Origin of the sequence: Streptomyces sp. NPDC001480 (genome assembly GCF_042894725.1) — a bacterium.
Taxonomy (GTDB): Bacteria; Actinomycetota; Actinomycetes; order Streptomycetales; family Streptomycetaceae; genus Streptomyces.
On the sequence record NZ_JBIAVX010000005.1, the window covers coordinates 103,822 to 115,387 of the forward strand.

At 70.6% G+C, this 11,566-nt stretch carries 8 protein-coding genes; 4 read left to right on the plus strand and 4 right to left on the minus strand.

Annotated features, from left to right (window positions below; translation table 11 throughout):
* Nucleotides 1–36 precede the first annotated feature (36 nt).
* The 3 genes from ACFY01_RS13445 (at nucleotide 37) to ACFY01_RS13455 (ending at nucleotide 3,966) form a co-directional block, all read left to right on the plus strand.
* Nucleotides 37–1,191: an aldose epimerase family protein gene (locus ACFY01_RS13445; protein ID WP_390735858.1), complete on the plus strand. Its 1,155-nt coding sequence runs from the start codon at nucleotides 37–39 to the stop codon at nucleotides 1,189–1,191.
* Nucleotides 1,192–1,298: 107 nt separating this feature from the next.
* Nucleotides 1,299–3,050, plus strand: coding sequence for a pyridoxal phosphate-dependent aminotransferase (locus ACFY01_RS13450; protein WP_390735859.1), 1,752 nt, complete (start codon nucleotides 1,299–1,301; stop codon nucleotides 3,048–3,050).
* A gap of 127 nt (nucleotides 3,051–3,177) precedes the next feature.
* Nucleotides 3,178–3,966, plus strand: a complete 789-nt coding sequence (locus tag ACFY01_RS13455) for an intradiol ring-cleavage dioxygenase (protein ID WP_390735860.1) — start codon at nucleotides 3,178–3,180, stop codon at nucleotides 3,964–3,966.
* A 61-nt stretch (nucleotides 3,967–4,027) separates the two neighbouring features.
* Here ACFY01_RS13455 and ACFY01_RS13460 read toward each other — a convergent pair whose 3' ends face one another.
* A complete protein-coding gene (locus ACFY01_RS13460) occupies nucleotides 4,028–4,672 on the minus strand; it encodes a DUF4360 domain-containing protein (RefSeq protein WP_390735861.1) in 645 nt (214 codons plus the stop codon).
* Between the two features lie 154 nt (nucleotides 4,673–4,826).
* Nucleotides 4,827–5,285, minus strand: a complete 459-nt coding sequence (locus ACFY01_RS13465) for an RrF2 family transcriptional regulator (protein WP_390735862.1) — start codon at nucleotides 5,283–5,285, stop codon at nucleotides 4,827–4,829.
* Nucleotides 5,286–5,358: 73 nt separating this feature from the next.
* On the opposite strand from ACFY01_RS13465, the gene ACFY01_RS13470 reads away from it, so the two are divergent.
* On the plus strand, nucleotides 5,359–8,325 hold the full coding sequence (locus ACFY01_RS13470) for a beta-galactosidase (RefSeq protein ID WP_390735863.1): 2,967 nt from the start codon (nucleotides 5,359–5,361) through the stop codon (nucleotides 8,323–8,325).
* A gap of 7 nt (nucleotides 8,326–8,332) precedes the next feature.
* Here the strand turns inward: ACFY01_RS13470 and ACFY01_RS13475 are convergent, their stop codons facing one another.
* Both ACFY01_RS13475 and ACFY01_RS13480 read right to left on the minus strand, forming a co-directional pair.
* The gene (locus ACFY01_RS13475) at nucleotides 8,333–9,853 is read right to left on the minus strand and encodes an alpha-N-arabinofuranosidase (RefSeq protein WP_390735864.1); all 1,521 of its coding nucleotides are present in this window, start codon (nucleotides 9,851–9,853) and stop codon (nucleotides 8,333–8,335) included.
* A 43-nt stretch (nucleotides 9,854–9,896) separates the two neighbouring features.
* A complete protein-coding gene (locus ACFY01_RS13480; RefSeq protein ID WP_390735865.1) occupies nucleotides 9,897–11,357 on the minus strand; it encodes an extracellular solute-binding protein in 1,461 nt (486 codons plus the stop codon).
* Between the last annotated feature and the right edge of the window lie 209 nt (nucleotides 11,358–11,566).

The window sequence follows — 11,566 nt, forward strand, 5'->3', positions numbered from 1 at the left end:
AACGGCGGGGCCCTTCTTCTTGAAGGAGCCGCACATATGGAACTGAACCGACGCACGGTCATAGCAGGAGCCGCGGCCGCGGGTATCGCGGCGACCACCCTCGGCGCGGGCACGGCCGAGGCGGCCCCGGGAGGCAGGAAGCCGGTGAAGGAGCTCTTCGGCAAGCTCGCCGACGGCACGAAGGTCTACCGCTGGTCGCTGGAGAACGGCGGGACCCGGCTGAAGGTCCTCAACTGGGGCGGCGTCGTCCAGTGCCTGGAGATCCCGGACCGGCACGGCCTGCACGCCAACGTGTCCCTGGGCTTCGACAACATCGAGGACTACGTGGCGAAGACCCCGTACTTCGGTGCTCTCATCGGCCGCTACGGCAACCGCATCGGCAAGGGCCAGTTCACCCTGGACGGCAAGTCCTACCAGCTGTCCGTCAACGACGGCGTGAACAGCCTGCACGGCGGCACCCAGGGCTTCGACAAGCACATCTGGGACGTCGAACCCTTCACCAAGGGCTCCGACGTCGGCCTGCACCTGCACTACACCAGCATCGACGGCGAGATGGGCTACCCGGGCACCCTCAAGGCGAAGGTGACCTACACCCTCACCAAGCACGGCGACTGGCTCATCGACTACGAGGCCACCACCGACAAGGCCACCGTCGTCAACCTCACCAGCCACGTCTACTGGAACCTGGCCGGCGAGGGCAGCGGCACGATCGAGAACCACGAGCTCACGATCGCCGCCTCCCGCTACACCCCCACCGACTCGGGCCTGATACCCACCGGCGAGCTGGCGAAGGTCTCCGGCACCCCCTTCGACTTCCGCAAGACCAAGCCGATCGGGCGGGACATCCGGGCCGGCCACGTCCAGCAGGTGCAGGCCAAGGGCTACGACCACAACTGGGTCCTGGACAAGGGCATCACGGCGAAGCCCGAGCACGTCGCGACGCTCCACGACCCGCACTCCGGCCGCACCCTGAAGATCGCCACCGACCAGCCCGGACTCCAGTTCTACTCGGGCAACTTCCTCGACGGCACCCTCACCGGCACCGGCGGCCACACCTACCGCCAGGGCGACGCCCTGTGCCTGGAGACGCAGCACTTCCCGGACTCGCCGAACCAGCCGTCCTTCCCGTCGACCGTGCTCCGGCCCGGGCAGACGTACCGGACGAGGACGGTGCACACCTTCAGCGCGTGAGGTGAAGTCACACTTCTTTCACACGCGTTGAACGGCGGCCCGCCGGTCTCCGTACTCAAGGGTGGCCCGTGCTCCCCCGCACGGGCCACCCTTAAACGGAGGTTTCCTTGGCTGACAACGTCACCTCGTTGTTCCGCAACACGGCGGCGCACAGCCCCTCGATGGCGGCGCTGACGCGCGAGGGCGACGGGTCGGGCCCGGTGGACTTCTGCATCCCGTGCAATCCCTACTTCCCCACTCCCGCCATGTTCGAGTCCATGGCGGGCCGGTTGCGCGACATCATCACGTACTACCCCAGCAGCGCCGACACCATCACGGCCGAGCTGTGCAACCTGCTCCAGCTCCCGCCGAGTTGCGTCGCGATGGGCAACGGCTCGACCGAGTTGATCACCTGGATCGACCACCTGCTGGTCCGTGAGTCCCTCGCCATCCCGGTCCCCACCTTCGGCCGCTGGACCGACCAGCCGATGGAGACCGGCAAGCGGGTGGACATGTTCCCGCTCCAGGAATCGAGCGGCTTCGCCCTCGACCTCTCCCAGTACGCCGAGTTCATCCGGGCCCGAGGCACCCGGGTCGCGGTCATCTGCAACCCCAACAACCCCGACGGCGGCTACCTGCGCAAGCAGCAGGTGGTGCAGTTCATGGACTCGATGGCCGACCTCGACCTCGTGGTCGTCGACGAGTCCTTCCTGGAGTTCGCCGACGCGGAGGCCGACCCGAGCGTGGTCCAGGAGGCGATGCTGCGGCCGAACGTGGTCGTGCTCCGCAGCCTCGGCAAGAACTTCGGCCTGCACGGCATCCGCTTCGGCTACCTGGTCGCGAACCCCGCCCTCGCCACCAAGGTCCGCACCATGCTGCCCAAGTGGAACCTCAACTCCTTCGCCGAGCACGTGGTGTTCATGCTGAAGGAGCACGGCGCCGAGTACGCGCAGAGCCTCCAGCAGGTCCGGCGTGACCGCCTCGACATGGCCAGCCAGCTCTCCGCGCTGCCCGGGCTGACCGTGTACCCCTCCCAGGGCAACTTCCTCTTCGTGCGCCTTCCCGTCGGCGCCGAAGGCACCGTGGTCCGGGACCGGATGCTCTCCGAGCACCGGATCCTGGTCCGCGAGTGCGGCAACAAGATCGGTTCGTCCAGCCGCTTCCTGCGGCTCGTGGTGCGCCCCCAGGTCGACGTGCGTCGCCTGGTATCCGGCCTGGAGTCGGTGCTCTACGGGACCAGGAGGGGAGCCGCCGTACCCGAGCTGGGTACAGGGACCAACTACAGCTCGGGTACGGCGGCCGTAGACCGGCTGGTCAGCGAGACCAACGGGGCCGGAATGCTGGGGCTTGCCGCGCAGGCCGTCGCCGCCGGTCCCACCCCGGGGCTGCCAGTCGCCCCGGCCGCCGGCACCGGCATGCCGCTCCCCGCCGCCGCACCCTCGGTCGGCGCCGGGATGCCGATGCCGGCGGCAGCTCAGGCCGTTCCGCAGCAGGTGCCGCAACAGGTGCCGCAGACGGTCCCCCAGCAGGTGCCGCAGCAGGTGCCGCAGCAGATGCCCCAGCAGATGCCGCAGCAGGCACCCCAGCCGGTCGCGCCCGTGCCCGCCCCCGCACCGTTCCCGGCCCCTGCCCCCGTTCCCACCCCGGTGCCTGCGCCGGCGCCCGCACCGGTGCCTGCCCCCGCGCCCGTGCCCGTGCCCGTCCCCGCGGCGACCGGCCCCACCCCGCCGGGCGTCCCCGCCCGCGGCGGTCTCACCGCGGCCCAGGTACGCGGCATGACCGCCCCGGCCCCCGCCGCCGGCCTGACCCCGGCCCCGGCCACCGGCTGGCCCAACGCACAGAGCTGGCCGAACGCGGCCGGGATGGGACAGACGGGGTGACCCGGCCGGGGCTGCCGGCCTGATCCGAACGACTCCCGCCGCCCTTGGCCAACCGGAGCCTTGACGTCCTGGCACTTTGCCGAACTGACAGCCTACGGACAGCACGCCTCTCTACGGTGCCGTGTCCATGACAGACACCCCACACGCACAAGAGGCAGGCTCCGACGACCGCTCGGTCGGGCGCCGCACCGTGTTGATCGCCACCGGGACGACGGCAGCGGCCCTGGCCGTAGGTGCCGCTGCCGCCCCCGAGGCAGCCTCCGCCGCCACGCGGACGCCGGACACCGCTCCGGCCGCCGCCGCGGCCGTCTGCACCCTCACGAAGGAGATGACCGAAGGCCCCTACTACCTCGACGGAGCGCTCGTCCGCACCGACATCACCGAAGGCAAGGCGGGCGTCCCGCTCAAGCTCGCCCTGACCGTGGTCAACTCCGCCTGCACCCCCGTCAGCAACGCCCTGGTGGAGATCTGGCACGCCGACGCGCTCGGCGAGTACTCCGGCTACGTCGGCAGCAACGGCCACAGCGAGTCGGACGACGGCACGTTCCTGCGCGGCGGCGTCCTCACGAACCCCAGCGGCGTCGCCAACCTCACGACGATCTACCCGGGCTGGTACCGCGGCCGCTGCATCCACATCCACGTCAAGGTGCACACGGGCGTCACCCTGACCTCCGACGGATCGTTCACCGGCGGCAAGACCCTCCACACCGGTCAGCTGTTCTTCAACGAGACGATCACGACCGCGGTCGCCAGGATCTCCCCGTACTCGACCAACACGGTCACCCGCACCACCCTCTCCCAGGACGGCATCTACGACGGCGGAGGCGCCTCGTCCGGCCTCCTCACCCTCACCGCCCTGGGCAGCTCCACCTCCTCCGGGTACACCGGCACGCTCACGCTCGGCGTCAGCGGCTGAGCCCCGTCCGACCCGCGAAGAGGCCGGGCGGCTCCCTCGGAGCCGCCCGGCCCTCACGCGCTCAGGAACTCGGGCACTGCTTCCACGCCATGTGGTACACCGTGCTGATGTCGCCGTCCGTGGAGTCCATGGTCATGAAGCTGACCTTGCCGGACGACCCCGCGGTGACCCGGAGCTCGGTGTTGATGTTGAAGTTCCGCAGCACCCCGCACGGCGCCCACACCAGCTGCGCCCAGTCGGTGCTGTCGGTGGCCTGCCAGTCGTCGTTGTACGGACCGCTGAACGGGTGGTTCTTGAACGCGGTGTTGGACGAGCCCTGGAAGTAGTACGAGGCTCTCTGCGTGCCGCTCGCGCCGGACTGGAGCGAGGCGAAACCGCGGTAGTCGGCGCTCGCGATGGCGTAGGTGAAGCCCTGCGGGACGTGGACGATCAGGTTGAGCTGGCAGTTCTTCCGGAACGCCGTGGGGTCGGAGTTGCCGCCGGCCTGGGCGAGGTAGTCGCTGTAGGTCACCGTGAAAGCCGTGTTGTCCGGGGAGACGGCGACGGCGGCCGTGCCCTGGGGACAGCCGGAGCCGTTCACCGTGGCGACGTCGATGACGATCTTGTCCGGGGGCGGGTCGGTGACCACCGGGGACTCCGCGTGCGCGGGTACCGCGCTGGTGACCAGCGCGGCCACCGCGGCGCTCAGGAGCAGGCCTCGAGCCATGGTTTCTCCCTGTTCTCGGGTGGGGGGTGGGTCGCCCCGGGCCTCAGGAGAAACTGTGTGAAACCTGTGAAGGCCAAAGGGCGTTCGCATCGTAGGAAGCGCCACCGAAGCCGGACAGGGTCAACTCAGGCCATTCACAACGGGGATTTCACGGTCACGGGTTCTCCCAGGCCGCCGGTTCCTCCGCCAGCCTGCGTACCGGTTCCGGCAGTGCGTCCGCCGCGAGGTCGGCGACCGTGACGCCCTCCAGGATGCGGCGCACATTGGCGCGCAGCGCGATCCACAGGGGCAGCAGCGGCTGGGCGGTGCCGGTGTAGGCGAGGCCGGTGGGCCGCTCGCCGCGGACCGACACGATCGGGCCGTCGACCGCGCGGATGAGGTCGGCCACGGTGACGGCCGAGGCCTGGCGGGCCAGCCGGTATCCGCCGCCCCCGCCACGCCGGCTCTCGACGATCCCGGCACGCCGCAGATCCCCGAGGATGCCCTCCAGGAACTTGTGCGGAATGTCCTGCACGGCGGCGATCTCCTCCGCCTTCACCGGGCCGTCACCCTGCCGTACGGCGAGCTCCAGTGCCGCCCGTACCGCGTAATCCGCCCGTGCCGAGATCCTCATGCGTCCATTGTGGGGCGTGGGGCCGTGGAGAATGGCCGGACCCGGTCCCCGTAAGATCGCCCGGGAGGATCCCTTGGCGCTCAGCAGACGTACCTTCAGTGCCCTCGCCGGCTCCGCCGCGCTCGGCTTCGCCCTGGGCGGCAGTGGCGGCCCCGGGGCGCCCTCGGCGTACGCGGCGCGCAGTGTGCCGACCGGCCCGGCGCCCGCGCCGCCCGGCGCGGACGGGCGGCGGCACACCGTCGACCACGACCACTACTCGCTCGTCGTCGACGGCCACCGGCTGGTGCTGTGGTCCGGCGAGATGCACCCCTTCCGGCTGCCCAGCCCGTCCCTGTGGCGTGACGTGCTCCAGAAGATGCGGGCGCACGGCTACAACGCGGTCAGCGTCTACGTGGCGTGGAACTACCACTCCTCCGCCCCGGGGAAGTACGACTTCACGGGCGTCCGCGACCTGGACCTGTTCCTGCGCACGGCCACCGAGACCGGGCTGTACGTGATCCTGCGCCCGGGCCCGTACATCAACGCCGAGATCGACGGCGGCGGCTTCCCGGGCTGGCTGACGGCGACCGGGGGCACCGCGCGCACCGACGACCCGACGTATCTGGGTCACGTCGACCAGTGGCTGACCGCGGTGAACCGGATCGCGCGCCGGCACCTGTTCACGCGGGGCACCGGCACGGTCCTGCTGTACCAGATCGAGAACGAGTACGACGCCCACGTCGACGAGCCGGCCGGCCGGAACTACATGTCCCACCTGTACCGGAAGGTGCGGGCGGACGGGATCGACGTACCCCTCTTCCACAACGACAAGGGCCGCAACGGCTACTGGGTCCCCGGCTCGTTCGGCACCGGTGGTGAGAGGGGCCGGTGGCTGTACGGCTTCGACGGGTACCCGTCGCCGTCCCAGGTGCCGCCGGACTGGGGGCACTTCGGTCCGGGCGGGCCGAAGGGCGGGGCGACCGCGAGTCCACGTACGCCCGGGTTCATGCCCGAGTTCGGGGGCGGCTGGTTCGACCCGTGGGGCGGGGCCTGGTTCGACGGCAAGGGGTACGCGGAGTCGCGGCGCACCCGGGACGCGGCGTACGAACGGCGCTTCTACCTGACCAACCTGGCCAACGGCATCACCCTGCACAACGTGTACATGACCTTCGGGGGCACCTCGTGGGGGTGGCTGCCCGCGCCGGTGGTGTACACGTCGTACGACTACGGCGCCGCCCTCGACGAGGCCCGCAACGTCACCGGCAAGATCGTGCCGATGCACCAGATCGGGCACATGCTCCAGCGCGTGCCCGACTTCGCCAAGCTGGACCGGGCGACGGAGGTGAAGGCGGCCGGGCTGAAGGTGTACCACCTCACCAACCCGGACACCGGCGCCCATGTGTACGTGGCCCGCAACGACGGCGACAAGGAGGTCACCTCCACCCTGCCCACCGCCGCGGGCGAGCTGAAGATCACCGTCCCGGCCCGGGACGCCCGGATGCTGACCACGGGGCTCTCCCTCGGGCACCGGAAGCTGAAGTACTGCACCGCCCAGCCGATGCTGACGCTGACCGCCGGACGGCAGGACATCGCCCTGTTCACGGGCCGCCACGGCGAGATGGCGCACCTGGTGCTCGAGTGCCCGAGCGAGCCGTACGTCACCCGGCTGGACGCCGAGGGGGCCTGGACGTACGACCAGGACGAGCTGCACGTGACCGTGCCCCTCGGCCAGGGCGGTCTGACCCGGGTGCTGGTGGAGCGCGGCGAGAGCGAGACACCGCTGCTGCTGCTCTTCGCCGACGAGGCGTACTCGGTGCGGCTGTTCCCGTACGACACCCCGTCCGGCACCCTGCTGGTCTACGGCCCGGCGCTGCTGCGCCACGCCGAGCTGCGCGGCTCCACCGTCCACCTCACCGGCGACACCATCCAGGAGACCGGCCTGGAGGTGTGGGGGCCGCGCGGGATCGACAGTGTGACGTGGAACGGGCGGCCGGTGGCCACCCGGGTCGCGATGTCCGGGAGCCTGGTGGCCGCGACGGTGCTGCCCGGCGTGGCCGGGGTGCGGCTGCCCGAGCTGGGCGGCTGGCGGATGCGCACGGAGAACCCGGAGGCCGGTCCGTCCTTCGACGACTCGAAGTGGCGGGCCGCCGACCGGACGACGTCGTTCAGCACCACGCCGGTGCCGAAGGGGCAGCCGGTCCTGTTCGCCGACGACTACGGCTTCCACTACGGCGACGTCTGGTACCGGGGTACGTTCACCGACGCCACCGGCATCGAGGAGGTCTCGCTCGCCTACAGCACCGGCACGCAGGGCCTGCTGATGGCCTGGCTGGACGGGGAACCGCTGGGCACGCACCGCATGCCGGTGCCGACCAGGGACACCGCCCGGCAGGGCAGCTGGGCGGACACGGCCGTCCTCCCCGTTCGGGAGGAGCTGCGCGGGCCGGGCCGGCACGTGCTGTCCGTGCTGGTGCGGCGCATGCAGCACGACCAGGACGGCAAGGGGCTCGACACCCACAAGGCGGCGCGCGGTCTGACCGCGGTCACCTTCGAGGGCGGTGCCCCGAAGGTGAGCTGGCGGTTGCAGGGCGAGGCCGCGCCCGATCCGGTGCGCGGACCGCAGAACAACGGCGGGCTGTACGGGGAGCGGGAGGGCTGGCACCTGCCCGGCTTCGCCGACCGGGACTGGGAGCCGGTGAAGTTCCCGCGTGCCGAGCGGCGGCAGGGCGTGACCTGGTACCGGACCACGTTCGACCTGGCCGTGCCCGCGGGCATCGACGCCTCGGTGGGGCTGGTCCTGGAGGACGACCCGTACCGGGCCTACCGCGCCCAGCTGTTCCTCAACGGCTGGAACATGGGCCAGTACATCAACAACGTGGGCCCGCAGCACACCTTCGTCCTGCCGAACGGCATCCTGCGCACCCGGGGCACCAACACCCTGGCCCTGGCCGTCCTGTCCGAGTTCACCTCGCTGTCGGGCCCGGGGAAGGTGCGGCTGAGCCTGCTGGGCAGCTCGGCCGGAGGAGTACCGGTGACACCGGTGGCCTCCCCCGGCCGCTAGGGAGCTGTTATCCGAGCCGGATCACGTTCCAGGACAGCGGCTCCAGCACGGCGCCGAGGGTGCCGTCCTCCAGGGTGGTGCCCTCGGCCGGGTGCGGGGCGACCCGCTCGGGCGCGTCGAGCGTGTTGCGGGCGTCGGGGTCGGCGTCCGCGAGCACGCTGTGCTCGACGACCGAGGTCAGGTCCAGGCCGTTCAGGGCGACCTCCAGGGGCAGCGCCCGCGTGCGGTCGCGGTTGACGGCGAAGACGGTGACCGTGCCGTCGTCGGCGCGGACGGCGGTGGCGTGCAGCAGGTCCGCCTCGCCGTACTTCTTCGTCCCGTACGTCGGCGAGTCCACGCGGACGTCCAGGACCTGCCCGCGTCCGTGCTTCGCGGCCTGCGCGAACGGGAAGAACGTCGTCTGCCGCCAGGCCGGGCCGCCCGGCTCGGTCATGATCGGGGCGATGACGTTGACCAGCTGGGCGAGGCAGGCGACGGTGACGCGGTCGGCGTGCCGGAGCAGCGCGATGAGCAGCGAGCCGAAGACGACCGCGTCCGTGACGCTGTAGTTGTCCTCCAGCAGGCGCGGGGCCTCGGGCCAGTCGTGCTGCTCGAACGTCTTCGCGTGCGCCTCCCACTCGGGCAGGTACCAGACGTTCCACTCGTCGAAGGAGAGGTTGATCCTCTTCTTCGACTTGAGCTTCGCGCCCACGTGGTCGGCGGTCGCGACGACGTTCTCGATGAAGGACTCCATGTCGACGGCGGAGGCCAGGAAGGAGTCGATGTCGCCGTTCTCGGGCCAGTAGTAGGCGTGCAGGGAGATGTAGTCGACGAGGTCGTACGTCTCCGCCAGGACCGTCGCCTCCCATTCTGCGAACGTCGGCATGGACTGGCTGGAGGAGCCGCAGGCGACGAGTTCGACCTTCGGGTCGATCTGGCGCATGGCGCGGGCCGTCTCGGCGGCGACGCGGCCGTACTCCTCGGCGGTCTTGTGGCCGGTCTGCCAGGGGCCGTCCATCTCGTTGCCGAGACACCAGAGCCGGATGCCGAAGGGGTCCTTGTCGCCGTGGGCGGCGCGGAGGTCGGACAGGGCGGTGCCCTCGGGGTGGTTGGCGTACTCCTGGAGTTCCAGCGCCTCGGCGACGCCGCGCGTGCCGAGGTTGACGGCCATCATGGGCTCGGCCTGCGGGCCGATCTTCCTGAGGAAGGCGATGTACTCGGAGAGGCCGAACCGGTTGGTCTCGGTGGAGTGCCAGGCCAGGTCCAGGCGGCGGGGGCGGTCCTCGACCGGGCCCACCGAGTCCTCCCACTTGTAGCCGGAGACGAAGTTGCCGCCGGGGTAGCGGATGGCGGTGACGCCGAGTTCGCGGACCAGGTCGAGGACGTCGGTGCGCAGGCCCGCCTCGTCGGCCGAGGGGTGGCCCGGCTCGTGGATGCCGGTGTAGACGCAGCGGCCGAGGTGTTCGACGAAGGATCCGAAGAGACGGGGGTCGACCTCGCCGACGGTGAAGGCCGGGTCGAGGGTGAAACGGGCGGTGCGGTTGCTCATGGGGGCCTTTCGGAAACGGTGTCACTTGAGGGTGGGCCAGCCGTCACGCGTCCAGCCGAGCCTGTTCAGGCCCAGCTTGGGCGTGCCGTCGTCGTCGGCGTCGTAGTAGTGGTACGCCAGCCAGTCCTTGCCGTGGGTGCGGAACACGGACTCGCCGCCGGGCCCGACGTAGCGGCCGTGGGAGGCGAGGAGCAGGTCGCCGCCGCCGTCGAGCGAGCAGCGTGGCCAGCTCGCTCTTCATCCGGCGGGCCGCCGCGTCGGGCCGCGCGGAGCCCACGGTCGAGGAGACGACGATCGGGCCGACGCGCTGGGCGAGGATGCCGGTGGAGCCCGCGAACCACACCTTGGGCTCGTTGGCCTGGTGGTTCATGGCCGACGCGTACTCGTTCTGCGGGTACAGCTTCTGGTACGCGGGGGTGGACAGGGTCGGCAGGTAGGCGGGGATGTGGCCGCCGGCCGCCCACTGCCGGGCGTGTGTGACGACGTAGGCGGCGAGCTGGTGGGCCGCCTCGTTGGTGGCGCCGCCGCGGTCGGACCGGTGCGGCAGGACGAAGGAGTGCGACTCGGCGTGGGTGGCCTGCGTGCCGAAGACGGGCGGCAGCGGGATCGCGCCGTAGTCGAGCTTCGCGCCGGAGTAGACCGGCACCGACCAGTTGCCCTCCCAGGCGAACGGGGCGCCGTTGAGGAACTGTTCGGCGTTGACGGAGCCCATGGCCGGGTCGGCGTACCCGTCGGTGACGTGCCGGCGCAGGAACTCAAGGACCTGGGTGGCCTTGTCGGTGTCGAAGGTGACCTCGGTCCTGGCGTCGTCGAACCAGGTGCCGCCGAGCTGGGTGTAGAAGGCGACGAAGAACCACCACTGGAAGTTCTGGTCGTTGATCCACAGGCCGATGGTCTGGAGGCCCTTCTTGGTGGCCTTCTTGGCCTCCTCGAACACGCCGAACCAGTCGTCGGTCGAGGTGATGGGCACGATCCGGTCGTCGGCGCCGAGCAGGCCCGCCTTCTTCAGCACGTCCTTGCGGTAGAAGCAGAGCTGGACGTGGACGTCGAGCGGGAGGGCGTAGAGCTTGCCGTCGATGACGCCGCGCTGCCACAGCCTGGGGTTGTAGTCCGCCTCGTACTTGGCGAGCAGGCCGGTGTCCCAGGCGTCCAGGAGGCGCCCCGGCGCGAAGCCGGCGACCCGGCCGATGTGCATGACGCCGAGGTCCGGTGCGCGGTTGCCGGCGGCTGCCATGGCGAGCTTGGTGTAGAAGGGGTTGCCCCACTGGAGGGTCGAGTCCTTCACCGCGATGTCCGGGTTCGCCTTACGGAAGGCGTCCAGCATCGCGATCATGTTGGAGCCGTCGCCGCCGCTGAAGAGGTTCCAGTACCGCACCCGCGTGCGGGAGCCGGTTGCGAGGGCGTCCGCTCCCGTACCGAGGGCCGCGAAGCCGAAGCTGCCCGCGACCGCCAAGCCCCCCGCGGCGGCCAGAAGTTGCCTGCGGTTCAGGCCAGGTTGTCCCATTCCCCGCCCTCACTGTTCGGTATCTCGAATAGCGCCCGTAACTTCGAACGGACCGTAAAATCGAAGCGCTTCCGCGTCAATGGGTACGACAGGAACTCGCGGCGTTGACTTTCGATCGTTCCCGGTTGAACCACGGTCGCGTGAGCCCATGACGCGGACACTTCCGAACGCGTAATCTCGGACAAGCCGCCGTCCGGCGGTGAGAAGGG